Below are 24055 nucleotides of genomic sequence, written 5' to 3'. Positions count from 1 at the left end.
GTTCAACGTCATGCCTTCTCCGTCATGGCTTCGACCCCGGTGCGTGCATCGAGCAGGCACTGCTTGCAAACACCCACCGGAAGCGTCGGCATCGGTGGTTCGAGGCTCGCAGGCCCTTGCCACGTGAAGTTGCCGCACTTGAACGTAATGGTTCCCGGACACCCGAATTCGATGTTTCCGCCGTCGAACTTGAAATAGGAGCTCTGACTGGACATCGTCATCGCGCCGGCCGATACGACATTGATCTGACCATCCACGCTCGACAGCGTCATGTCCTTCGACGAGGTAAGCTGCATCTGGCCCGAATGCGCCGCCGCCGAAAAGTCGCCCTTGGCCGTGACCAGCTTGATACCGTTCTCCTGCGCAAAAATCGACGCGCTCTGCCCCGCGGCAATCGTCACGTGCTGACCGGCTCCCAAGTCCAGATTCGCGCGCGCTGAGGCAATCACATTGCCGTTTGCCGCAAGCTGAATACTCTCGGCTGACGTGAGCGCGATGCCTGCCGGTGCACTTACCAGAATGACCGCCTGCTGGAGGTCAGTGAGACGCCGCTCCATCAGATCGCGCTGTCGTTCGATATCCGCCAACTGCACCCGAGCGGTGGCGGCACACTCATTCAGACGCTGCATCTGCGCCAACGCGTCGGAAAGAAGTGCCTTCGCCGCCTTCATATCCAGCTGCTGCCCCTCCGCCCTGGGCTGGTCATCGGCAGAGATGAACAATCCCTTGCCGCTGCGCACCGCCCCCCACCCCGAAGTCCGCAGCTCAAACCCTTCACCGCGCTTCTGCCGCTTCCTGTCGACCAGATAGCCGAGATTCAACTGACTCTTTCCCGAGTGCTCGGTCGACAGCTTGATGTGTTCCTGCCCCTCCCAGTCCTCGAAGCGCAGCTTGTTGTTGCTCTGCGTGCGGATTACATTGCGCGAGAGCCAACGATCCTGATTCGTGATCAGGTCTGTTTGCTGGCTGTTGTGATGAAACTGCGAGATATACGGCTTGTCCGGATCGCCGTCGCGAAACGCCAGCGTCGCTTCCGTGCCCTCAAGCGCCGGAAAGTGAAACCCCGTCTGCAAGCCCCCGGCAAAGGGCTTGGCAAGCCGCAGCGGCACACTCTCCCCGCCCGGATTCCATTCGTCGAAATCGCAGTCGAATCGGACCTTGTAGTGGCCGTCCTTCGTCAGGTACGCATACTTGTACCCGCCCGGCGAAGTGACGCGCCCGCTCAACGTGCCGCTGATCTTCGGCCAAGTCTCGTCCTCGAGCTTTAACCGGAAGCGCCTGTCCGAAGGGATCGCGCGGTACGTATTCCGGTACGCCTCATCGCGCGCGCCGGTGTGCGTCACCTCGATCATCACCTGTCCGGTCGGCGCATCCGGCAGCGCTTCGTCCATGCGCAGGATGCGACCGGGCCGCAGGTCGAGCACATTGCTCTCGCCCTCGTAGACCACCTGCCAGGCGATCGCCGCCTCGTGCCGCAGTTGCGCTTCCCACTTCGCGCCGGCCTGATCCAGGTGATGCGTGCCGTAGACATACGGCTGACCGTAGGTCGTCGTGTCCTTGCGCGCAACGTTGGCCTCGGCCTTGAACCGCTCGTAGGCCTGATCCGGGTTGTAGTCCGCCACCACAAACGACGCCGGCACTGTCTGCGCGTGCGTTTGCAGCGCCGACACCGACTCGATGCCCGACTCCATCCCCGCCGTCTCGCGATACGGCACCTTCAGCTCGGGCTGGTACAGGTAATGATCGATATCGTCGGCAAACATCACGACATCGCCATGCTTGCCCGGCACGATGTAGCTGTAGATCCCCTCCCGCTCCATCAACACATGGATGTACGGCCAGTCGGCGATCGAATATTGAAAGCGGAATTTGTACTCGGGATACTTGCGGCGCAGCTTGAAGACGAACTGATGCCCCTTGAAGCCATGGCGGCGCAGGATCGCCTCGATGATCTGCGGCGCGCTCTGCTGCTGATAGATGCGACTCGCGCGCGTAATCCCCAGCCGCGCGATGTGCGCTTCCACCACGATCCGGTAGCTGCTGAAGTCTTTCGTCGTCTTCGTCTTCGAGAACTGCGTAATGCAGCCGGAAAACACGCGCGGCTCGGTGCCATCGGCAGGCGCAATCGAAAACGTGCCGTCACGGCCCAGGTACTCGTCCCGGGAGAGCGCATCCGGATGCGTCAACGTCAACGTGATCCGGTACGGTTGCCCCATGCGCTCGACCGCTTCGAACGACACGACCGACAGATCCTTCGCCGTCGCCGCGCTCGGCACGTCAAGAAAGTACGACTGCCTTCCCGTCAAACGCCCGAAGTCCTGCGCGCGTCTCTCGACGCCGCCCTGCAATTCGTTCATCGCTCCCTCTCCCATGGTCTGTGCCCCGAACCGCTGCACAAATGCGCAAGCCCATCCGATGCAAAGCGCGAACCTTGCCAACCAAGGAGACGCGCTTCACGTTACGGCGAAGCGCGTTTTTATCAAACAATCTTAAGGAATGCGACAAACCCCATCGACAATTGGGATTTACCCCATTTATCGACCAAAAATGTTTCCCATAGGCAACTTCCGAATTAACTTTGCGTTCCTGACTGTTACCCCACAACGCAAAGGACATAACGATGAGCGAAAGCTTTCAGAATGAGGTGCCGAAAAGTCGGATCAATATCAAGCTCGACCTGCACACGGGAGGCGCCCAGAAGAAGGTTGAGTTGCCGCTCAAGCTGCTGGTGATGGGCGATTACAGCAATGGCCAGGACACACGAGCACTCAGCGAGCGCACGCGTGTGGACATCAACAAGAACAACTTCGACGCGGTATTGGCTGACTACAACCCGAAGGCGAAGATCGCCGTCGAGAACACGTTGACCGGTGATGGCACCGAACTGCCCGTCGAACTCGACTTCAAGTCGATGCACGACTTCCAGCCGGATGTCGTGGCCGGAAAGGTCCCCGAACTGCGCGCGCTGATGGCCGCGCGCAATCTGCTGCGCGACCTGAAGTCGAACCTGCTCGACAACGCGATGTTCCGCCGCGAACTCGAAAAAATCCTCAAGGATCCGGCCCTGTCGGATCGTCTGCGCGCCGATTTGCACAAAATCGGCGAGGCCGCACCGGCCGCCCCGCAATCCGGCCAGTAATCGCCGCCCACGAGAGAGTCAAGCACCATGGCAAAAAACGAATCGCATAACCTTGAATCGGCCGCGTCCGGCACCGCCGTTCTCGACGCAGCGGGCAAGAGCGTCTATGAATCCCTTTGCGAAAAGATCAATCTGACGCCGGTCACGACGGCGCGTCCGTTCGAATCGTTCCAAAGCGCCGACACGCTGTCGGAGTCGTCGCTGGACGAGCGCGTTGCGCAAGCGATGAACGTCTTCCTGAAGATGATCAAGGATTCGTCGCAGCAGGTCGACCGGCTGGACAAGAGCCTGCTCGATTTCCATATCGAACATCTCGATCAGCAGATCAGCCGCCAGCTCGATGCGATCATGCACCACGAGACCTTCCAGGAGATTGAATCGGCATGGCGGGGCCTGAAGTTTCTGGTCGATCGCACCGACTTCCGCAAGAACGTCAAGATCGAAGTGCTCGACGTGTCCAAGGATGCCCTGCGCCAGGATTTCGAGGACACCCCGGAGCTGATCCAGAGCGGTCTGTATCTGCACACCTATATCCGGGAATACGATACGCCGGGCGGCGAGCCGATCGGTTCGATCATCTCGAACTATGCGTTCAGCCGCAGTCCGCAGGACATCGCCTTGCTGCGCAATATCTCCAAGGTGTCGGCGTCTGCCCACATGCCGTTCATCGGTTCGGTATCGCCGGCGTTCTTCGGCAAGGACTCGATGGAAGAAGTGGCGAGCATTCGCGATATCGGCAACTACTTCGATCGCGCCGAGTACCTGAAGTGGAAGAGCTTCCGCGAATCGGACGACGCCCGCTACATCGGCCTGACGCTGCCGCGCTTCCTGGCACGCCTGCCCTACGGCCCGGAAACGGTGCCCGTGCGCGCGTTCAACTACACGGAAGGCGTGAAGGGCCCGGACCACTCCCGCTATCTGTGGGCGAATGCGTCGTTCGCGTTCGCGGCGAACATGGTGGACAGCTTCGTCAAGAACGGCTGGTGCGTGCAGATCCGCGGCCCGCAAGCCGGCGGCCTGGTCGAAGACCTGCCGATCCATCTGTACGATCTGGGCACCGGCAATCAGGCGAAGATCCCGAGCGAAGTGCTGATTCCGGAAACGCGAGAGTTCGAGTTCGCCAACCTCGGCTTCATCCCGCTGTCGTATTACAAGAACCACGACTTCGCGTGCTTCTTCTCCGCGCACTCGGCGCAAAAGCCGGCGCTGTACGACACCCGCGAAGCGACCGCGAACAGCCGCGTCAATGCGCGCCTGCCGTACATTTTCCTGCTCTCGCGCATCGCGCACTACCTGAAGCTGATCCAGCGGGAAAACATCGGCACGACCAAGGACCGGCGCCTGCTGGAGCTCGAGCTGAACACGTGGATCAAGTCGCTGGTCACGGAGATGACGGACCCGGGCGACGACCTGCAGGCTTCGCACCCGCTGCGCGAGGCGAAGGTCATCGTCGAGGATATCGAAGACAACCCGGGCTTCTTCCGCGTCAAGCTCTTCATCGTCCCGCACTTCCAGATCGAGGGCATGGATATCAATCTGTCGCTCGTCTCGCAGATGCCGAAGGCGAAGAACTGAGCGTTCGCCGCCCGCCATCCACCGTTGCCACCCCGCTGCGGGCTGCCCGTCTTGGCAGCGCGCGGCTCGCCTGCCAGGCGGGGGCGGCAACGCATCGTGCATCGTTGCGCATCCACAAAACAAGATGAAGATTACAAGACCGCTGTGGGCTCAAGGGATTTTCATGACGCCCCAGCATTTCCAGCAGCAGGCACTATGGGACCGCTTCGCCGATGAGCGTGTTGCGCGCATGGCCGGCCCCGACCCGTGGGGTGTACGCCGGGTTGCCTTCGACACGCAGGCGCTGTCGATCCACCGTTTGCAACTGCAGACGCTCGACGTGCGGCTGCCCGACGGCACGTTCATCGACACCGAAACGGCCGATTGCCTGCCCGCCGCGCGCGATCTGAGCGATGTCCCCGCGAATATCGACGCGGTGGTTGCACGGGTCGGCCTGGCGCTCGCCGACGCACAGGGCAGCAATTGCGTCGAAGCCGACCAGAAGCCCCCCCGGCCGCGCCGGTTCTTTCGTGAATACCTTCAAGTCGCGGACCTGAATGGCGAGGGCAAGGAGGAAATCAGCGTCGAACGGCATGCACTGGTGCTGCTGTTCGACTTCGAAGCCCCCGACGCCTATGTTACCTGCCCGGTCGGCCGCTTCGTGCGCAATGCGCAGGGCCGGTTCGAACTCGATCCGGCGTTCGTGCCGCCGTGCCTCTTCCTGTCGGCCAACGAGCGCCTGATGGAACGCACACACCGAATGGCCGGGATACTGAGTGCGAAAAGCGGCAGCCTCGCCGTGCGCCGGCGCGAGCGCGCCGACCAGATCGCGGACTACGCCGTCGCCGATGTTTCGCTGTTCTGGCTGCTGCACAGCGTCAACAGCACGTGGCCGGATCTGGCGCGGCTGTGCCAGGCCCCCGACCAGCACCCGGAGCGCCTGTACAGCGTGCTCGCCCGGCTGGCCGGCGCGCTGCTGACGTTTTCGACAAGCGACACGCTGCAGTCGATCCCGCCGTATGACCACCAGGCCCCCGAACCCATGTTCGCGGAACTGGAATCCGTGATCCGCGTGCTGCTCGATGCCGTCATTCCGTCACGCGTCGTGCCCATTGCGCTCGAACGTCCGCGCGGGACCGTCTGGGTCGGCGCGATCAAGGACGAACGGCTCGCCGACGGCGCCGACTATTACCTGTCAGTCCAGTCAGGCCTGCCCGCTCACGCGCTGCTCGAACAGCTGCCGCGCCTGTGCAAGGCCGGCGCGCCGGACGAGGTGGAGCATATCGTCAACTCGGCGCTGCCCGGCATTCCGTTGCGCACGATGTCGCGCCTGCCGGCGGCGATTCCGATCCGTATCGAGAACCAGTACTTCGCACTCGATGGCGCCCACCCCGCTTTCAAACGGATGATCGCCGCCCGTGCATGCCAGTTCTACGTTCCGTCGTCGATCCCGGACGTGTCGCTTGAACTCTACGCTGTGTTGCCGACATGATGCCTTCCGTTTCCACCCCCCGCGATACTTCGCTTGTGCCGGTCGCATTACGCGACACGGCGCTCACGGTCATGGGTCTGGCCCATGACGCCACGCCGGCCCACTTCGATACGTTCCGCGAGAAATGCAAGGCTCAGATCGACCGCCTGCGGACCGAACTCGAATCGGCGGGCCACCCGCCCGATATCGTCGAGGACGCTACATACGCCCAGTGTGCGCTACTGGACGAGGCAGCACTGCGCTTCTTGAAGGGCAGCGACCGCGACGCATGGGAACATCAGCCCCTGCAAGTGACCGAGTTCAAGAGTCATGATGCCGGCGAAGAACTGATTACGCGCATCAAACGCCGTCTCGCCCAGCCACAGCCGGTACTGCCGCTGCTCGCGATCTTCGCCGCCGTGCTGGACTTGGGGTTCGAAGGCCAATTCGCACTGGACGGCAGCAATGCCCGCGTCGCGCTCATGGCAGCCCTCGATGAACGCCTTGCATCCGAGCGCGATACGTCGGGGCCGGTGATCGTCAGGTCCGGCGCCGCACGCGGGCGGCTTGGCAAGCTGTCGCCGCTTGCCTGGGTGCTGGCCGCCTGCGTCACATCGGCCGTCGCGTACCTCACGCTCGATCAGTGGCTCACAGCCGCTATCGCGCGAATGGCAAGTTGAGGGAGCGACGCTTGGCCGGCTACCCTTACCGAACCCTGATCACCTGGATCGCATCGCTCACCCTGATCTGGCTGGCATTTTGCTCGCCCTGGTCAGCAGGATGGAACGCCGTGCTGGCGATGCTGACGGGATTCCTTGCGCTGTTGTCCTTCGTCATTGCAACGCGGCGCGTACGCGCGCGGCGTGCAGCCACCGCGCACCTGCTGATCGCAATCGACACGGCACTCCTGTCGTTGCCCGGCAACCTCAAGCGCAATACCCCGCTGGTGCTTGCCGTCAGTGATGCGAACCGTGCACTCGATCACGTGTTCGGCGTCGATCGAATCCGCATTACGGACACGGCCATCTGGGTGCGCGCCGGGGCGCCTGCCGATCTCATGCACCTTGCAGACGCCCTGCAGCGCTGGCGCGGCGGACAGGGACCGGATGCCGTCGCTCACCTGATCGCCGCGGACAAGGCCGACAGCGATGCCGTGCTCGGGGCGAGCCTGAAGCGCTGGCGCAGCGCGATCGGCGAGGCCAGCCGCGCGGTCGGTTATCCGTTGCCCGTGTGCGTCGCCGTGTACGCGGAAGAAGCGCGTCCCGCGCCTGACGAATGTCCGTGGTTCGGCGTTTCCGGGAGCGAGCCGCTGCGAATCGACACGTTGCCGGCGCTGGTTGCGTCGCGTGCCGATCAGTACACCCGCATGACGATCGCCGAGCACAGGGAACCTGCCGCATATCGTTCTGCGCGGCTCGACGCGCTGACGCGTTGGGCTTGCCGCGCAGTGCTGCCGGCGCTCGTCGATACGCAGCGGGCCGGTCATCCATTGCGTATCACATCGTTTGGCGTAACGGGGGTGCAGGGACGCCCCGCTCCGGCGTCGCCGTACGGACAGTTCGTTGCCGATGCCGCCGGTTTGACGTTTCCCTCGACGGGCGGCCCCCGTATCCGCTATCCGTTGCCGGAGGCCTTGATCCGGGGAATTCCGCGGCAACCTGTGCGGTCCTTGGCATCGCTAGCGCTGGCGCATGCATTCGTCTGGCTTGCGCTGGGCTTCTGCGCGGCGGCCGCCGCGTCGGCCTGGCAGAATCGCGCGTTGGTCCAACGTGTCACGGGCCACATGGCACAGTACAACGCGTTAGAACCGGCCCAGCACGCTGCACGTGCCGACGCATTGACAGCGCTCAAGCGCGATCGCGATGAACTCGAACGCTACGCCAGCACCGGCGTGCCGCCACGCCTTGGGCTAGGCTTCTACCGTGGCGCAACGCTGCTGCCGCCCGTGCGCGACCTCATTGCCGGCTATCAGCCCCCGGCGCCACCGCCTTCGACGATCGAACTGGACAGCCTCTCCCTGTTCCGGAGCGGCAGCGCCGCGCTTGAGCCGGGATCGAACCGCGTGCTGGTCAATGCGCTCGAGATGATCAAGGCAAACGCCGACAGGCGCGTCCTCGTCGCAGGCCACACCGATGCCGTGGGCAATCCCGGCAGCAATTTGAAACTCTCCGAAGCCCGCGCGGCGTCCGTGCGCGACTGGCTCGCGGATGCGTCGGGCATCCCATCGTCGCACTTCGCGATCCAGGGCTACGGCGACACCCGGCCCAAGGCCTCGAACGACACCGCAGCTGGACGCGCAGCGAACCGCCGCGTCGAGATCACGCTCGTCCCGGATTGCCGCGATGACCGCGGCAGTCCATTACCCCCCCAAGGCCATCCGGCCTGTTCATAGAAGGAGAATCACAATGGCAATTCCCGCATACATGTGGATCAAGGACGATGGCGGCGCCGACATCAAGGGCTCGGTGACGGTCAAGGACCGCGAAGGCAGCGTGGAAGTGATCGCATTCGATCATTCGGTGAAGATCCCGACCGATGCGAACACCGGCAAGCTGACCGGCACGCGCGAGCACAAGCCCATCGCCTTCACGAAGGAGACCGATGCCTCGACGCCGTATCTGTACAAGGCAGTCACCAGCGGCCAAACGCTCAAGTCGATCGAGTTCAAGTGGTACAAGATCGACGACGCGGGCAAGGAAAAGGAGTACTTCAACACGAAGCTCGAAAACGTCAAGGTCGTTGCGGTCAACCCGAAGATGCTCGACATCAAGAACCCGGCATACGAGAAGCATAACCATCTGGAAGACGTCGAGCTGCGTTACGAGAAGATTACCTGGTCGTACAAGGACGGCAACATCATCCACGCCGACAGCTGGAACGAACGCTCGTAATACCACGGTTGAGTGCTCCAGGGACTGACAACGGCCGCGCCGGCTTCCCCCGTTGATGCCGTGTCAGTCCTGTTTTGCGCCAGTCCGCCGCGCGGACTGGCGTCTTTTTGATCTTTTACGATGACCTCTCGCGACCTTTCCCCGTTCCTGCGCCGCCTCAACGATCACTGCACGCGCGCCCTCGCCGAGGCGGCGAGTCTGTGCGAAACGCGTGCGCACCGGAACATCGAAATTGAGCACTGGCTGATCAAGCTTCTTGAACTGGGCAACGGCGATCTGGTTGCGATCGTGCGCCACTATGATCTTCACGTCGACGGCATATGGCATGGCCTGCTCCACGCCATCGACCGCCTGCCGCACGAACTGCGCGGCAAGCCCGGCTTGTCCGATCGGCTCGGGCAACTGCTCGAAGCGGCATGGATGCGCGCCTCCCTCGAGGATGGACAACCATCGATCCGCTCTGCCCACCTGCTGGCCGCACTTGCCGACAAGCCTGCGCTATTGCGCGCGCCCGACGCGTGGGCGCTGCTGTCGGTCTCAGGAACACAGATCGAGCGACTGATGCCCCAGCTTGACCGGATCTCGATCGAGGCCCCGGCCACAGCCAGCGACACGACGACGTGGGCTCAAAACGGGCAGTCCGAACATGCGTCCGGGCGGGAGGCCGGCGCGGGAGCGGCAGGCGCGACGACAGTTCGCCCGCCTGAACCCGAGGCGCTACGGCGCTTCACCATCGACATCACACAGAAGGCACGCAGCGGAAAAATCGATCCGGTGTTCGGGCGGGACGTCGAGATCCGGCAGATGGTCGACATTCTCGCGCGCCGCCGCAAGAACAATCCCATCCTGGTCGGCGAGCCGGGTGTCGGCAAGACAGCGCTGGTCGAAGGCCTGGCGCTGAAGATTGCCGAAGGCGACGTGCCGGCGGCGATTCGCGACGTCAGCGTCTTGACGCTCGATCTCGGCTTGCTGCAGGCGGGCGCGGGCGTCAAAGGCGAATTCGAGCAACGCCTGAAGAACGTTATCGAAGCGGTCCAGCAGTCGCCCACGCCGATCCTGCTGTTCATCGACGAGGCGCATACGCTGATCGGCGCGGGCAATACCGCGGGTGGCGCCGATGCCGCGAACTTGTTGAAACCGGCGCTCGCGCGTGGCGAGCTGCGCACCATTGCCGCCACCACATGGTCCGAATACAAGCAGTACTTCGAGCGCGATGCGGCGCTCGAACGCCGCTTCCAGATGGTCAAGGTGGATGAGCCCGACGACGACGGTGCCTGCCTCATGTTGCGCGGCCTGAAGGACCGCTACGCCGAGCACCACGGCGTGCACATCACGGATGCGGCCATCGCCGCTGCAGTGCGTCTGTCGCGCCGTTACCTGACCGGGCGCCAGTTGCCGGATAAAGCCGTGGATCTGCTCGACACCGCAGCGGCCCGCGTGCGCATGAGCACCGAAGCGACGCCCATCGCCATTTCCGCCTGCCACGCCGAGCGTTCGGCACTCGACATGGAACGTGCGGCGCTGGCCGAGGATCAGGGCCTCACATCCACCGATGCCGCGGACCGGCTGACAGCCATTGACGTACGTCTTGCCGCGTTGACCCGCGAGTGCGAAGCGCTTGACCGGGCGTTTGCCGAGCAGAAGAAGGCGGCCACGGCGCTCGTTGCACTGCGCGAAGAATGGCGCGCGGCGACGGACGAAGCGATTCGCGAAGCGTTGCAGGCGTCGATCCGCGCCGCTCACACGAAGATGGAAAAACACGGCCCGAATGCACTGCTTCACGCGGAGGTGGACGAAGCGGCAATCGCCCGCGTCATCGCCGACTGGACAGGCGTGCCGGTCGGCAGCCTGCTCGAGGACGAACTCGCCACATTGCTCGATCTGGAGACGCGTCTCGGGCGCGTCGTGGTCGGTCAGGACGACGCGCTCGCGGCACTCGGGAAAAGTCTTCGCGCCGCAAAGGCCGGGCTGACATCCGAAGAGGCCCCCCTGGGCGTGTTCCTGCTGGCCGGCCCCTCAGGCGTTGGCAAGACGGAGACCGCGCGCACGCTTGCCGACCTGATGTTCGGCGGTGAACGCGCGCTGATTACGATCAATCTTTCCGAATATCAGGAGGCGCATACCGTTTCCCAGTTGAAGGGATCGCCGCCGGGCTATGTCGGCTACGGACAGGGCGGCGTGCTCACCGAGGCCGTGCGGCAGCGTCCCTACAGCGTGATTTTGCTCGACGAGGTCGAAAAGGCGCACCGCGACGTGCTGAATCTGTTCTACCAGGTCTTCGACCGCGGATTCATGCGCGATGGCGAGGGCCGCGTGATCGACTTCCGCAACGCCGTGATCGTGATGACGTCGAATCTCGGCAGCGAGCAAATCATGGCCGCGACCGAAGCGGTCACTGAAGCCGGCGGAGAAGTCACCACGAGCATGCTGATGGAAGCGATACGCCCGCAACTGGTCGAGCATTTCCAGCCGGCCTTGCTCGCACGGTTCCAGACGGTCGTCTACCGCCAACTGTCGGCCGAGGCACTGGCGTCCATTGTGCGAATGAAGGTCGATAAGGTCGCGCAGCGCATCGACAGGCGATTCGGCTTGCCGCTCATATGCGACGGCGCGCTGGTGGCCGAACTCGTTCGTGCTTGCCAACTCCCCGATTCCGGCGCACGCAACATCGACACGCTGCTCGATCAGCAGATCTTGCCGGTGCTATCGCGCGAGTTGCTGCAAGTCGTGCAACAGCGCCCGTCCGGAAAAGCGTCCGGCGCAGAGGCACCGAAGGGTATCCGCCTGACGTTTTCCGAGGAAGAAGGCATTGTGGTCGACTTCGGCGCGTCTACGGGGGCGATGGCATGACACGTGGCGGGCCGGGACTCTTCGAAGCGGTAACGGGACATTTCGCGAACGGCGCTGCCGTCGACGATTTCGACCCAGCGACGCAGACCTTCCTTTCGGTGCAGGACAATATCCAGCGGATCCTGAACAGCCGCCGCAACGGCCTGGCGCACTTGCCCGATTACGGCCTTGACGACCTGTCGGAAATCTATCGCCACCTGCCGTCGTCGGCGCACAAGCTCCGGCACGCGATTGAAACCACGCTGCTCAAATACGAACCGCGCCTGATGTCGATCGGCATCGATATCGAAGACACCGAGCCAGGCATGTTGCTGAGCTTCACGATGAGTTGTCATCTGCACCAGGCCGGGCTGGTGCGGTTCGGCACACACTTCACACCCGATGGACAGACGCGGCTGAAGATGCTGAAGGCCGACCACGATCGCGACTGACGGCATGTTGCCGCAGACGGCCCCCGACGGCGCAGTCTGCGGTGGCAGCGAGGATCATGCCGCCATGGCGACGGGCATGGCGCGCTCGGGCACCATAGTGTCGACGCTGCTGCGGATCAGGTAATCGAATGCGCCCAGCGACGCCTTCGCCCCCTCACCGACTGCGATGACAATCTGCTTGAACGGCACCGTGGTCACATCGCCCGCAGCGAAAATCCCCGGCACCGACGTCGCCCCCTTCGCGTCGACGACGATCTCGCCGTGACGCGACAATTCGACCGTACCCCGCAACCACTCCGTGTTGGGCACCAGACCGATCTGCACGAACACGCCTTCGAGCGGCACGTTGACTGTCTCGCCGCTTTCGCGGTCGCGATAGACCAGCCCATCGACCTTTCGGCCGTCGCCAGTGATTTCGGTCGTCTGGGCGTTCATGATGACACGAACGTTGGGCAGGCTTCGCAGTTTGCGCTGCAGCACCTCGTCCGCACGCAGTTGCGGGCCATACTCGATCAGCGTGACTTCGCGCACGATGCCGGCCAGATCGATGGCCGCTTCCACACCCGAATTGCCGCCGCCGACGACCGCGACACGCTTGCCCTTGAACAGCGGGCCATCGCAATGCGGGCAGTAGGCGACGCCGCGGTTGCGGTAATCGCGCTCGCCCGGCACGCCGATTTCGCGCCAGCGCGCGCCGGTTGCCAGCACCACGGTGCGCGCCTTCAGCACGGCTCCGCTCGCAAGATGCACCTCGTGAACCGCGCCCGCCGTCGTGGCTGGAACCAGCGCGTCGGCGCGCTGCGCGTCGATCACGTCGACGTCGTAGGTCTTCACATGCTGTTCGAGCGCGGTAGCGAATTTCGGCCCTTCGGTGTGCGTGACCGACACGAAGTTCTCGATCGCCATCGTGTCGAGCACCTGGCCGCCGAAACGTTCGGCGACGACGCCCGTCACGATGCCCTTGCGCGCGGCATAGATCGACGCCGCTGCGCCTGCGGGGCCGCCGCCCACGATCAGCATGTCGTACACGGGCTTGTCGGCCAGTGCCTTGGCGGCACGTGCCTGCGCGCCGCTATCGAGCTTGGCCAGGATTTCCTTGACGCTGCTGCGGCCTTGCGTGAACGACGCGCCGTTCATGAACACGGTCGGCACGGCCATCACCTGACGCGCTTCGACTTCGTTCTGGAAGAGCGCACCATCGATCGTCACCTGGCGAATGCGCGGGTTGATCAGTGCCATCACGTTCAGCGCCTGCACGACCTCGGGGCAGTTCTGGCATGACAGCGAAATATAAGTCTCGAAGCGGTAGTCGCCATCGAGATTGCGGATTTGCTCGATGGTCGGTTCGTCGAGCTTGACCGGGTGGCCGCCGACTTGCAGCAATGCCAGTACGAGCGACGTGAACTCGTGGCCCATCGGCAGGCCAGCAAAGTAAATACGCGGGTCTTCGCCGGGCGCACCGATGGAGAACGACGGCTTGCGCGCGTCCGCATCCGCGCGTTCGACCACGCGGATCCGCGGCGAGAGTGCGGCGATGTCGTCTATCAGCGCCTTCAGTTCCTGCGACTTGGCGCCGCTATCGAGCCAGGCGGCGATCTCGATCGGGCGCGTGACTTTTTCCAAATAGGCTTTCAACTGGGCTTTGAGATTGGCGTCCAACATGGCAATTTGGTGTCCTTAATGTGTGTCGGACGCCGCTTGCGCGGCGCCTGCTTCGAGGGTGATGGGGTGTCCGGCTTAGATCTTGCCGACGAGGTCGAGCGACGGGGTCAGCGTCTCGGCGCCCGGCGTCCACTTGGCAGGGCACACTTCGCCCGGGTGCGCGGCCACATATTGCGCGGCCTGCACCTTGCGCAGCAGTTCGCCGGCGTCACGGCCGATGCCGTTGTCGTGGATTTCGCACAGCTTGATTTGGCCTTCCGGATTGATCACGAAGGTGCCGCGCAACGCCATGCCTTCTTCTTCGATCAGCACGTCGAAGCCGCGCGAGATCGCCTGGGTCGGGTCGCCGATCATCGGGTATTCAATCTTGCCGATCGTGTCCGACGTGTCGTGCCAAGCCTTGTGCGTGAAGTGCGTATCGGTCGAAACGCTATAGATTTCCACGCCGAGTTTCTTGAATTCGGCGTAATGATCCGCCAGATCGCCAAGCTCGGTCGGGCACACGAAGGTGAAGTCGGCGGGGTAGAACACCACGACCGACCATTTGCCCATCAGGGTCTCGTCGGTCACGGTGACGAAGTCGCCGTTATGGTAGGCGGTGGCTTTGAACGGCTTGATCTGGGTGTTGATGATCGGCATTTCAGTATCTCTCTAACGGGTGGAAAGTGAGATCAGTATGCCTAATGCTATCGATGCAATAAAATTGATTATTAAAATCTATGCAATTGACGCAGGCTATGGCGCCTGCGTCATGACGATCGGGCCTCGCGACGGCCATCGGCGTGCGTCATACGTTCTGAGCGAGGCGCCGCAAGACGAAGGATCAGCGCGGAGATGGCTCCGCCGCGCTCGTGGTTGGCGACGCGGCGCAAGTCGCGCTCGCGCAGCCGGGAACAGCGCCGGCACGCAAACGCGTGGCGGACGACGGCGGACCGGTGTCGGCGCGGGCGCGCGGAATGCCGATCCGTTCGAACACGCCGCCGCCGACCGTAAGGCCGGTGGCGTAGTGATACGCGGCGACGGTGGAGCCTAGCGCCACCGTCAACAACATGAGAGTACCTGCGCGCAAATGGCGCCGGGCCGATGAACCCATGTCTCCTCCCTGTCGAGAGCGTGCACCGCTCGGGCTCGGACGGACGAATCCCGCACAAGGGACCGCCCCTGCCGTTCCTCGGCGGGCTTGTTTGTTTCCAGGCACTGCCGGATTGCACGTTTCCGCCATTCTGGACGCGACTGCGCCCCTTGTCGAGGCAGCAAAAATTTCGCCCCGAAAAATATATCGTATTGTGATATATTTGGCGCCATCGAAGGTTTCCTTTCCGCGCTGCTCATCCATGCCCCAAACACCGCTTGTTGCGCCCGAGGCGCTTTCCAAAAGCGACTTCGAATCGCTTTCCGAATTCCGTTACCGTCTGCGCCGCTTCCTGCACTTCAGCGAATCGGCCGCCCGCGAAGGCGGCATCACGCCACAACAGTATTTGCTGCTGTTGCACGTAAAGGGTTTCCCCGGCCGGCACTGGGCATCGATTGTCGAGCTTGCCGAACGGTTGCAGACGCAGCATCACAGTGTCGTCGCGCTCGTGTCGCGTTGCGAAAAGGCCGGCCTGATCGCGCGCCGTCCGAATGCGGACGACCGGCGGCTTGTCGAAATCCATCTGCTGCCCGCCGGCGAAGCGTGCCTGTCGCGCCTGGCCGCCCAACATCGTAACGAACTGACCACGTTCGGCGACATCTTCCGTATTCCCGGCATTCATCTCTGAGTCGACTCATGTCCACCGCAGCTTCTTCGCAGGCGTCAGCGCACGGCGCCACACATTCCTCCGCCCATCACCGCGCCCCGCCGCACGCCCGCGATTTCGCGCGCGATCCGGGGTTGCCGCGCATTCTGGCGCTTGCTGCGGTGATCGGCCTTTGCGGCGTGCCTGCCGCCTGGGCGCTGCTGAACCTGATCCAGGGGTTCACAAATCTGTTCTTCTTCCAGACGTTTTCGTTTGCGGCACACTCGCCCGCCACGCACACGCTCGGCGCGGTGGTGATTGCCCTGCCCGCGCTTGGCGGCCTGATCGTCGGCCTGATGGCGCGCTTCGGCACGGACAAGATCCGCGGCCACGGCATTCCCGAAGCGATCGAAGCCATCCTGTTCGGCAAGAGCCGGATGTCGCCACGCGTTGCCATACTCAAGCCGCTGTCGTCGGGCATCGTGATCGGCAGCGGCGGCCCGTTCGGCGCCGAAGGGCCCATCATCATGACGGGGGGCGCGCTCGGCTCGCTCATCGCGCAATACTTTCACCTGAGCGCGGCCGAACGCAAGACCCTGCTTGTCGCGGGCGCAACGGCCGGCATGACCGCAGTGTTTGGCACGCCTGTGGCCGCCGTGTTGCTGGCGGTCGAGCTGCTCCTGTTTGAATGGCGTCCGCGCAGCCTCCTGCCGGTCATCGTGGCCTGCGCGGTGGCAGGGTTCGCACGGCCCTTGCTGCTCGATGCAGGGCCGCTGTTTCCGCTGGTGACCGCGCCTGCGCAGCCGATCGCGTTGCTGTCGTGCGTCGCGGCCGGCGTTTGCGCGGGAGGTCTGTCGGCCATCATGTCGCGGGCGCTGTATGCCATCGAGGATGCCTTCCACAAACTGCCGGTGCATTGGATGTGGTGGCCGGCAATCGGCGGACTGGCCGTCGGCGTCGGCGGCTATCTGCAGCCGCGCGCGCTCGGCGTAGGGTATGACGTCATCGGCGATCTGCTTCACGGTCATTTCACGATGCACGCCGCATTAGCGCTGCTCGCCGTCAAGGCGGTGATCTGGGCGATTGCGCTAGGTTCGTGCACATCGGGCGGCGTGCTGGCGCCGCTGCTGATGATCGGCGCGGGACTGGGCACTCTGCTCGCGCCGGTGCTGCCGGGCGGCGATGTGTCCATGTGGGCGCTGGTGTGCATGGCCGCCACGCTCGCGGGCGTGCTCGGCACGCCGCTCACGGCCATCGTCTTCGCCCTCGGCCTCACGCACGACGTCAACGCCCTGCTGCCCTTGTTGCTCGCATGCGGCGTGTCGTACGGCGTCACGATCTGGGTCATGCCGCGTTCGATCATGACGGAGAAGATCGCGCGGCGTGGACGCCATATTTATCGGGAATATGGCGTGGACCCCCTCGAACGGCTGCACGTGGGTGAACTGATGACCCGAACGCCGGAAAGCCTTCCCGCCAGCATGACGATCGCGGCGGCATTGACGAGTGCGTTCGGTGCACAACAGCGGTATCGCGCATTTCCGGTCGTCGAAGCGGACGGACGTGTCCTCGGCATGGTCGACCGTACGGCGCTGGCCATTGGGCAGGCGCAAGGCACGTCGACGTTGCGCGAGTTGTACGGCGTTAATCGACCGCTCGTCGCCTTGCCGGACGAAACATGTCGCGTGATTTCCGCGCGCCTGGCGGCACACTCGCTGGAACGTCTGCCGGTTGTCGCCGATGCCGACTCCGCGCGGCTTGTCGGCATCATTTCGCGCAGCGATCTCGTCAAGCCGGCCCACGCCTGGATCGACGAAGAGCATGTGCGCGAGCGCATGCTGCACGCGCGCCGCAATCGCGGCTGACGCCCTCGCCGGCTGGCGTTTCGCCGACTGGCGCGGCGTTTTTGCATCGTGCGGCATAATAGCGGCATGTCTTCCCTGAAATACTTGAGCGCCTATCCTGCGGCATTGCAGGATCAGGTGCGCCGCATGATTGCGGACGATCAACTTGGCGCGTATCTCACGAAGCGCTATCCGGAACGTCACACGGTCCAGACGGACCGTGCGCTCTATGATTTCTGCACGGAATTGAAGCGCGAGTTCCTGCGCACTGGCCCGTCGCTGGACAAGGCGGTGTACGACGGCAAGCTCGACGTGCTGCATCAGGCGCTCGGCCTGCACACGAGCATTTCTCGCGTGCAGGGCGGCAAGCTGAAGGCCAAGAAGGAAATTCGCATTGCGTCGCTCTTCAAGGAGGGCGCGCCCGAATTCCTGAAGATGATCGTCGTGCACGAACTCGCGCATTTCCGCGAACGCGAGCACAACAAGGCGTTCTACCGCCTGTGCGAGACGATGATGCCCGAATACGGCCAGGTCGAATTCGACACGCGACTGTTTCTTACGTATCGCGATCTTGCGCCCAGACCCTCCCCCTCCGGCATTCGCTAGGTCAATAGTCGTCGATGCGGACGCCATAGGCCGTTCAACCGCGTGCGGTTGGCTGCCAACTTATCGCTACTGTCGGTGAGGGATTCGGCGGCTACGTTCGACATCTGCACGCCAAACGGAGGCGTCATCAGATTCTCCCTAAGGATTTTTTGAGCTTTGTCCCGACGCAACGTCGGAGCATTCCGAAAATCGATAAATCCGCGTATATTCAACCGCTTTCGCATTGTTCGATCGCCTTTGCCTCGCTACACTGGGTTCGTCACGTCAACAAACGTGACCGGGTTTGACGACCCGCAAATGCACGACGTCGTTCGATGCGGATGCGACAAGTTATTCGCAATGTGCCATCTTCAATGGGCGGGCGTCTTCGAGGACTCCTAATGGAGTGCCGTTTGCTTGCGTTGTGCTTTTCGGTTCGTCAACCTCGCTGAGTGCCCGCCCGCCCCTGCCGTAGCGGCAGCAGGCGTACGGGAAAACCACGCATCTGCATGAGGTACACCGTATGTCCGAGCAACCCAACACGCCTTCCTTCTCTGTTACCGATCTTCGCGATGCCGTCGCCCGAATCGACGATTTGGCGACCCGTCTTGCAGCACTCTCATCGGCTGCGACGCAGGGAGGCATCGATTCACTTGATGAACCGTTTCTTGGCGCCTACTTCCTTCAAATGGAAGATCTCGCCATGGAAGTTCATTTGGTGGCCAACGATCTCGGCATGACTTTACGCGCAGCTGCCTGATCAGCGTCATCTGCCCGCAGGAATCGGTCGCGACCCTTGATTCCATGATCGGGCACCTGAAGCATCACCTGCGAAGACCGCGGCTTCGCTTGATGTTCTCAAAACGCGTCGAAAGCGCAAGGTCATATCCTTCGTCAAGGCGCTTACCTGCAATCATCCCGCCACTTCCATTCGGCAATACGTCGATCACAACGCCCGTCCGCGCTGTCGATGCGCGCAGGAAATCAAGGCATTGCAATTCTCACAAATAGTTCTTGAAACACCATTCTCAGTCACTTACTATTTCAATGAGTTTCGATAAGGATGGATGGCCATGCGACCCTCACTTGTGCTTGACCTCAAACGAAGCGCCGTCCGTGAAGCGACGAGCCGCTTTCGCGCGGCGAACCCGCGTATCTTCGGCTCGGTGCTTCATGGTACAGACCTGGACGGGAGTGACCTTGATCTGTTGGTTGATGCATTGCCCGGCGCAACGCTGTTCGACCTGGGCGGCCTGCAAGTTGAACTGGAGTCCCTGCTCGGCGTTCACGTTGATCTGTTGACCCCTGCGGACCTCCCGCCGAAGTTCCGCGCCAAGGTGCTCGCGGAGGCGCAGCCGGTATGAGCGGGAATCGCCTTCCTGACTACCTTGAGCACATGCAGCAAGCCGCGGCGGATGCATGCAGCTTCGTTGACGGTTTGGGCAAAGACGATTTCATTGAGGACAAGCGTACCCAACAAGCTGTCATCATGAGTCTCATCATCATCGGTGAGGCAGCGACGAAGGTGATGGACGGTTATGCCGGATTCACTCAGGCGCACCCTGAGGTGCCATGACGCAGCATGCAAGGCATGCGTAACCGTATCGCCCACGGATATTTCGACATCAACCTTGAAGTCGTGTGGGAAACGGTGCAGACAGCATTACCGGAGCTGTTGAAAGAACTGCAGGTCGTGCGTCGTGACGCCGATGACGACGACCACAATGGATGTCCCTGAAAGCGGGCTGCTACGCAAGTGGACGAGCAAATGAGCACGTCCAGTATTGAGGTTCTGGCGAACGCTTGGGCACAGGTCCCAGACGAAGTGACACGCGAGATTGAGAACGCCCTTCTGGAATCCGATGATCCCAACACCAAGTCGTACCGCCACGAGGAACGCATGCAGGCGATGCAGGAACGTATCGACCGGGTGAGAGACCAACCATGCTGATCGGCTATGCGCGCGCCTCTACGCAAGATCGGCGCCTTGAATTGCAGCGCGAGGCGTTGACGAAGGCCGGGTGCCCAAGGGTGTTTGAGGACAAAGTGAGTGGCACAAGGGCAGACCGCCCCGGCTTGGCCAAGGCGCTGGAAATGTTGCGCGACGGCGACACGCTTGTCGTCTGGAAACTTGATCGTCTGGGTCATGGCGTCAAGCAACTGGTCGATCTGGTCGACAAACTGCACGCGCGGGGCATCCAATTCAAGAGCATTGCCGACGCCATCGACACCGGCACTCCGTCAGGCCGATTCTTCTTCGACGTCATGGCCAGCCTTGCCAAAATGGAGCGCGAACTCGTCGTCGAGCGCACCCGTGCCGGGCTGGAGGTTGCCCGCCAGCTTGGCCGCAAGGGCGGTCGCAAGCCCAAGATGACCGACAGCAAGATCGAGTCGGCGAAGAAGCTGCTAGCCAGCGGCGTCCCTCCCAAGGACGTGGCCAAGAACCTGGGAGTGTCCGTTCCTACGCTGTACCGCTGGGTTCCGGCGTCCGCCCACGCTTAGCGTACGATTTTTTCCTTTTCTGAGACGCCCGTTACAGACGCAATGGAACATACGCTGTCGCGCGAAAAATCTGTTTCCCACGTTTCTCGGACACGTCCGATTTCCCGCATCGTCTGAATCCGTCAAACTTCGGCTTGTGTATTGCCTGCGGGAGACCGCGGTCCGCATCATCAGCTTCAGAAAAACCAATTCACGCGAGGAAAGAAAGTATGCCGAAGCTTAAGCCCGATCACATCTCTCCGACACCGGAAGAGGATGCGCAAATCAATGCCGGCATTGCCGCCGATCCAGACAGCCGGGAATGGACCGCCGCAGACTTCGCGAGAGCGAAGCCGGCAAGCGAGTTCTTTGCGCCGGAGGTCTACGCAGCATTGCTGGCCATGGGCAGCGGGAAGCGCCGCAAGACCGCCTGAGATCGAACCGGTCAGGCGCCCACCCCCGCACCCGGCGTCGCAACCTGGCCATACAACGGCGCTGTCCCGTCCTCGGCCAGACGTTTCGCAATGGCGACGAGGTCGGCGCTGCCGGGCGCGCCGATCAGGGCATAGCCGAGTTGGCCACGCCGCCACATCACCACGCCCATGTTGTCGATGCGCTGCTCCGTCACATCCTGATCCGGCCGGGGGTCCTTCACCACGCACAAGGCAACTGGATCGCCGCGTTCGGGCAAATAGACCATCTGCACGAGCGGCTGATCGCGAAACCGCAGACGCTGCACATGCTTGAAGCTCAGCCCTGACTGCCGCAGATCCGGCACACGCACGGCAAGTCCGTCGTTTCGCTGAATGTCCTGCACAGTCTGCGCCGTTGCGTCGGGATCGACGACCACGCGCGCAACCGTATCGCGCGTGTAGAGCTGCTGGTACTCGGCGGCCGCGCGAACCCACGTCACCGGCTTCGCCGGCGCCGAAGCGATCGTTGCCCCGCCGCCGTTCGGGCCCACCGAAAGCGCCGACATCAGTTGCAATGCCAGCGCGCAGCACGCCACGCCAGCCGCGAAGGCGCCGGCTGTCCACCACAGCGACGGCCGCAAACGCGATCGCACCGGTTCACCGGAGGCGCCCGCGCGCGTCACACGCATGTCGTTGGCACTCGGCGTCGCGCGAAACGCATGTTCACGCACCATCGCTTCGATGTTTTTCGTCAGGCTGTCCGGCAGCGGCGGCAATGCCTGTGCTTCGAACGCCTGCGCATAAGGCAGCACCGATGCACGCAGCCGCGCGACGGTCTCGGCCAACTCGGGCGAAGCCGCCACCCGCGCTTCCAGCGCCTGACGGGCCTCGGGCGGCAATTCGCCATCCACATAGGCGAGAAGCAAGACGTCATCCACTTTCATGAGAGGGAATCCTTCCTCAATCCTGCGGCCTTCCGGGGCGCGGAGGCCTTGTCGCCGAACATGGCGCCAATGGTCTGACGTGCGCGAGACAGCCGGCTCATGACAGTGCCGATCGGCACGTCGAGCACTGCGGCGGCTTCGCTGTAGGTCAGGCCCTCCACCGCGACGAGCAGGATCACAAGCCGTTGCGCCTCAGGCAACCGCTCGACCGCGCTGACGATCTGATTGTGGATCGCATACTCCTCCGGCGTGCATTGCGCAGGATCGGCCACCGTCTCGACGAGCGCGTCGTTCCACTCCATGCTCGAACGGTTGCGCACGCTGCGCGCGCGAATTTCCGTAACCCAAATGGAATGAACGATGGAGAACATCCAGCTTAACGCCGACGTATCGGGCCGGAGCTGGTGCGCACGTTCGAGCCCACGTACGCAGGCCCGCTGCACCAGATCCTCGGCATCGTGCCGGTCGCCGCAGATGCGCAATGCGAACGCCCACAATCTGGGCAGCATGCCGGGAAGCATGTCGGGTAAATCCGGGCCGCTCATCGACGGGTTTCCTCGCTGGGTATCCGGTTTGACGGTCCGCAGCAGCATGAGGCGCAAGGGAAGGGTTCACGAAACGTCATCCAGTGGGGTTCAATGACTGGATAACGTTTGGGCCCAGGGAATTATTCCATCGCTCAGTCCCGCGTTTCAATCACCTTGTTGATCCGCAGCGCGACGATGGTGCAAAACACGCCGGAGAGCAGGTAACCGCTCACGGCGACCAGGCCAAACTCCGCCGACAGGCCAAGCGCCACCAGCGGCGCGAAGGCGGCGCCGAGCAGCCACGCGAAGTCCGACGTCAGCGCCGCCCCGGTGTACCGGAAGCGCGGCTCGAAGTTCGACGTAACCGTCCCCGCCGACTGTCCGTACGACAGTCCCAACAAGGCGAAGCCGACAAGAATGAAGATGTCCTGGCGGACAGCGCCTCCGCCCATCAGGAACGGCGCGAACAGACTGAACACGCCAATGAGCACGGCGAGCCCGCCAAGCGTGGTGCGGCGCCCGACGCGATCCGCGATCAGCCCCGACACGATGGTGCCAACCATGGCGATAAACGCGCCGACGATCTGCACCACGAGCACGCTGTCGATTGCCTGCGTTTCGCCCAGCGATACCCACGAGAGCGGAAACACCGTCACCAGGTGAAACAGCGCATAGCTGGCCAATGCCGTAAACGCGCCCAGGAAAATGTTGTAGCCCTGCTCGTGCACCATCTCGCGTGTACTGATCGGTTCCAGTTGCCCCTCTTCCAGCAATTGCGTGTACTCCTGCGTCACCACCAGGCGCAGGCGCGCGAACAATGCCACGACGTTGATCGCGAAGGCGACGAAGAACGGATACCGCCAGCCCCACTCGATGAAATCGGCATGTTCCAGACTGGAATTGAGGAAAAGGAACAGCCCCGCGGCAATGGCGAAGCCGATCGGCGCGCCCAGTTGCCCAAGCATCGAATACCAGCCGCGCCGGCCCGGCGGTGCGTTGAGCGCCAGAAGGGAGGGCAGCCCGTCCCACGAACCGCCGAAGGCGATCCCTTGCACGAAACGGAGCAGGCCCAGCAGGACGATGGACTTTTCGCCCAGCGTCTCGTAACTCGGCAAGAACGCGATGCCGACGGTTGCCGTGCCGAGAATGAAGAGCGCCGCCGTCAGCTTGACGCTGCGGCTCCAGCGGCGCTGGACGGCCATGAACAGCGCCGTGCCGAACGGCCGGCCGATGAATGCGAAGGTAAAGATCGTGAAGGCGTAGAGCAGCCCGTGGAGCTTGTCCGCGAACGGGAAGAACACCGAAGGAAAAACCAGCACCGACGCGATGCCGTACACGAAGAAGTCGAAATACTCTGAAGCGCGGCCAATGACGACGCCACAGGCAATCTCTTCCGGGGCGATGTGGGAACGGCTCCCATGGTCGTGCGCCGTGGCGGTGCCCCCTGGCGCTTGATGCGGACGAGCGCTGCTGGACATTATCGTGCCCCCTTCAGGTTCGGACGAAGACGATCGCGCACTCAGGAGCATCGCAGCAATTGCCGCG

The 24055-nt window shown here is 63.0% G+C and carries 23 protein-coding genes and 1 pseudogene; 17 read left to right on the top strand and 7 right to left on the bottom strand.

Features of this window, described 5'->3' with window-relative positions; translation table 11 throughout:
• Positions 1-8 precede the first annotated feature (8 nt).
• Positions 9-2357 carry a type VI secretion system Vgr family protein gene (locus PTE30175_RS04575; RefSeq protein ID WP_150695878.1) on the bottom strand — a complete coding sequence of 783 codons (2349 nt, stop codon included), beginning with the start codon at positions 2355-2357 and terminating at the stop codon, positions 9-11.
• A 263-nt stretch (positions 2358-2620) separates the two neighbouring features.
• On the opposite strand from PTE30175_RS04575, the gene tssB reads away from it, so the two are divergent.
• The 8 genes from tssB (at position 2621) to tssE (ending at position 12336) form a co-directional block, all read left to right on the top strand.
• Complete coding sequence (gene tssB / locus PTE30175_RS04570) at positions 2621-3139, top strand: type VI secretion system contractile sheath small subunit (RefSeq protein WP_150695877.1); 519 nt, start codon at positions 2621-2623, stop codon at positions 3137-3139.
• 27 nt (positions 3140-3166) lie between these two features.
• Positions 3167-4714 carry a type VI secretion system contractile sheath large subunit gene (gene tssC, locus PTE30175_RS04565; RefSeq protein ID WP_150695876.1) on the top strand — a complete coding sequence of 516 codons (1548 nt, stop codon included), beginning with the start codon at positions 3167-3169 and terminating at the stop codon, positions 4712-4714.
• Between the two features lie 124 nt (positions 4715-4838).
• The gene (tssK, locus tag PTE30175_RS04560; RefSeq protein ID WP_150695875.1) at positions 4839-6185 is read left to right on the top strand and encodes a type VI secretion system baseplate subunit TssK; all 1347 of its coding nucleotides are present in this window, start codon (positions 4839-4841) and stop codon (positions 6183-6185) included.
• On the top strand, positions 6182-6844 hold the full coding sequence (locus PTE30175_RS04555) for a DotU/TssL family secretion system protein (RefSeq protein WP_338044401.1): 663 nt from the start codon (positions 6182-6184) through the stop codon (positions 6842-6844). The genes tssK and PTE30175_RS04555 overlap by 4 nt, the downstream gene beginning before the upstream one ends.
• 11 nt (positions 6845-6855) lie before the next feature.
• Positions 6856-8556 carry an OmpA family protein gene (locus PTE30175_RS04550; protein ID WP_150695874.1) on the top strand — a complete coding sequence of 567 codons (1701 nt, stop codon included), beginning with the start codon at positions 6856-6858 and terminating at the stop codon, positions 8554-8556.
• Positions 8557-8569: 13 nt separating this feature from the next.
• Positions 8570-9055: an Hcp family type VI secretion system effector gene (locus PTE30175_RS04545; RefSeq protein ID WP_150695873.1), complete on the top strand. Its 486-nt coding sequence runs from the start codon at positions 8570-8572 to the stop codon at positions 9053-9055.
• 120 nt (positions 9056-9175) lie between these two features.
• Entirely contained in the window at positions 9176-11905 is a 2730-nt protein-coding gene (gene tssH / locus PTE30175_RS04540) for a type VI secretion system ATPase TssH (RefSeq protein WP_150695872.1), read from the top strand.
• Positions 11902-12336, top strand: a complete 435-nt coding sequence (gene tssE / locus PTE30175_RS04535) for a type VI secretion system baseplate subunit TssE (RefSeq protein WP_150695871.1) — start codon at positions 11902-11904, stop codon at positions 12334-12336. The genes tssH and tssE overlap by 4 nt, the downstream gene beginning before the upstream one ends.
• Before the next feature lie 54 nt (positions 12337-12390).
• Here the strand turns inward: tssE and ahpF are convergent, their stop codons facing one another.
• From ahpF to PTE30175_RS04520, 3 genes are all read right to left on the bottom strand, one after another.
• Positions 12391-13998, bottom strand: a complete 1608-nt coding sequence (gene ahpF / locus PTE30175_RS04530; protein WP_150695870.1) for an alkyl hydroperoxide reductase subunit F — start codon at positions 13996-13998, stop codon at positions 12391-12393.
• A 75-nt stretch (positions 13999-14073) separates the two neighbouring features.
• Positions 14074-14637, bottom strand: a complete 564-nt coding sequence (gene ahpC, locus PTE30175_RS04525) for an alkyl hydroperoxide reductase subunit C (protein ID WP_150695869.1) — start codon at positions 14635-14637, stop codon at positions 14074-14076.
• 184 nt (positions 14638-14821) lie between these two features.
• Positions 14822-15091 carry a hypothetical protein gene (locus PTE30175_RS04520; protein ID WP_150695868.1) on the bottom strand — a complete coding sequence of 90 codons (270 nt, stop codon included), beginning with the start codon at positions 15089-15091 and terminating at the stop codon, positions 14822-14824.
• Positions 15092-15332: 241 nt separating this feature from the next.
• On the opposite strand from PTE30175_RS04520, the gene PTE30175_RS04515 reads away from it, so the two are divergent.
• The 9 genes and pseudogenes from PTE30175_RS04515 to PTE30175_RS04475 all read left to right on the top strand — a co-directional run bounded on the left by PTE30175_RS04515 (position 15333) and on the right by PTE30175_RS04475 (position 21060).
• Positions 15333-15758, top strand: coding sequence for a MarR family winged helix-turn-helix transcriptional regulator (locus tag PTE30175_RS04515; protein WP_150695867.1), 426 nt, complete (start codon positions 15333-15335; stop codon positions 15756-15758).
• An 8-nt stretch (positions 15759-15766) separates the two neighbouring features.
• On the top strand, positions 15767-17581 hold the full coding sequence (locus PTE30175_RS04510; protein ID WP_150695866.1) for a chloride channel protein: 1815 nt from the start codon (positions 15767-15769) through the stop codon (positions 17579-17581).
• A gap of 66 nt (positions 17582-17647) precedes the next feature.
• Positions 17648-18166, top strand: coding sequence for a M48 metallopeptidase family protein (locus PTE30175_RS04505; protein WP_150695865.1), 519 nt, complete (start codon positions 17648-17650; stop codon positions 18164-18166).
• A gap of 502 nt (positions 18167-18668) precedes the next feature.
• A complete protein-coding gene (locus tag PTE30175_RS04500; RefSeq protein ID WP_150695864.1) occupies positions 18669-18905 on the top strand; it encodes a hypothetical protein in 237 nt (78 codons plus the stop codon).
• Positions 18906-19218: 313 nt separating this feature from the next.
• A complete protein-coding gene (locus PTE30175_RS04495; protein ID WP_150695863.1) occupies positions 19219-19509 on the top strand; it encodes a nucleotidyltransferase family protein in 291 nt (96 codons plus the stop codon).
• A pseudogene (locus PTE30175_RS04490) lies at positions 19506-19883 on the top strand (HepT-like ribonuclease domain-containing protein). The gene PTE30175_RS04495 and the pseudogene PTE30175_RS04490 overlap by 4 nt, the downstream one beginning before the upstream one ends.
• A gap of 30 nt (positions 19884-19913) precedes the next feature.
• Positions 19914-20096: a hypothetical protein gene (locus PTE30175_RS04485; protein ID WP_224788598.1), complete on the top strand. Its 183-nt coding sequence runs from the start codon at positions 19914-19916 to the stop codon at positions 20094-20096.
• Positions 20090-20647 carry a recombinase family protein gene (locus PTE30175_RS04480; RefSeq protein ID WP_150695861.1) on the top strand — a complete coding sequence of 186 codons (558 nt, stop codon included), beginning with the start codon at positions 20090-20092 and terminating at the stop codon, positions 20645-20647. The genes PTE30175_RS04485 and PTE30175_RS04480 overlap by 7 nt, the downstream gene beginning before the upstream one ends.
• 209 nt (positions 20648-20856) lie before the next feature.
• Positions 20857-21060 carry a hypothetical protein gene (locus PTE30175_RS04475; RefSeq protein ID WP_150695860.1) on the top strand — a complete coding sequence of 68 codons (204 nt, stop codon included), beginning with the start codon at positions 20857-20859 and terminating at the stop codon, positions 21058-21060.
• An 11-nt stretch (positions 21061-21071) separates the two neighbouring features.
• On the opposite strand, the gene PTE30175_RS04470 is transcribed toward PTE30175_RS04475, so the two are convergent.
• The 3 genes from PTE30175_RS04470 to PTE30175_RS04460 all read right to left on the bottom strand — a co-directional run bounded on the left by PTE30175_RS04470 (position 21072) and on the right by PTE30175_RS04460 (position 23988).
• The gene (locus PTE30175_RS04470; protein ID WP_150695859.1) at positions 21072-21983 is read right to left on the bottom strand and encodes an anti-sigma factor; all 912 of its coding nucleotides are present in this window, start codon (positions 21981-21983) and stop codon (positions 21072-21074) included.
• A complete protein-coding gene (locus PTE30175_RS04465) occupies positions 21980-22528 on the bottom strand; it encodes an RNA polymerase sigma factor (RefSeq protein WP_150696058.1) in 549 nt (182 codons plus the stop codon). The genes PTE30175_RS04470 and PTE30175_RS04465 overlap by 4 nt, the downstream gene beginning before the upstream one ends.
• Before the next feature lie 134 nt (positions 22529-22662).
• Positions 22663-23988: an MFS transporter gene (locus PTE30175_RS04460; protein WP_150695858.1), complete on the bottom strand. Its 1326-nt coding sequence runs from the start codon at positions 23986-23988 to the stop codon at positions 22663-22665.
• Positions 23989-24055 lie beyond the last annotated feature (67 nt).

This window comes from Pandoraea terrae (assembly GCF_902459695.1).
GTDB lineage: Bacteria > Pseudomonadota > Gammaproteobacteria > Burkholderiales > Burkholderiaceae > Pandoraea > Pandoraea terrae.
Note: the sequence above shows the minus strand (reverse complement) of the source record. Positions and strands in the feature narration are given on the sequence as shown.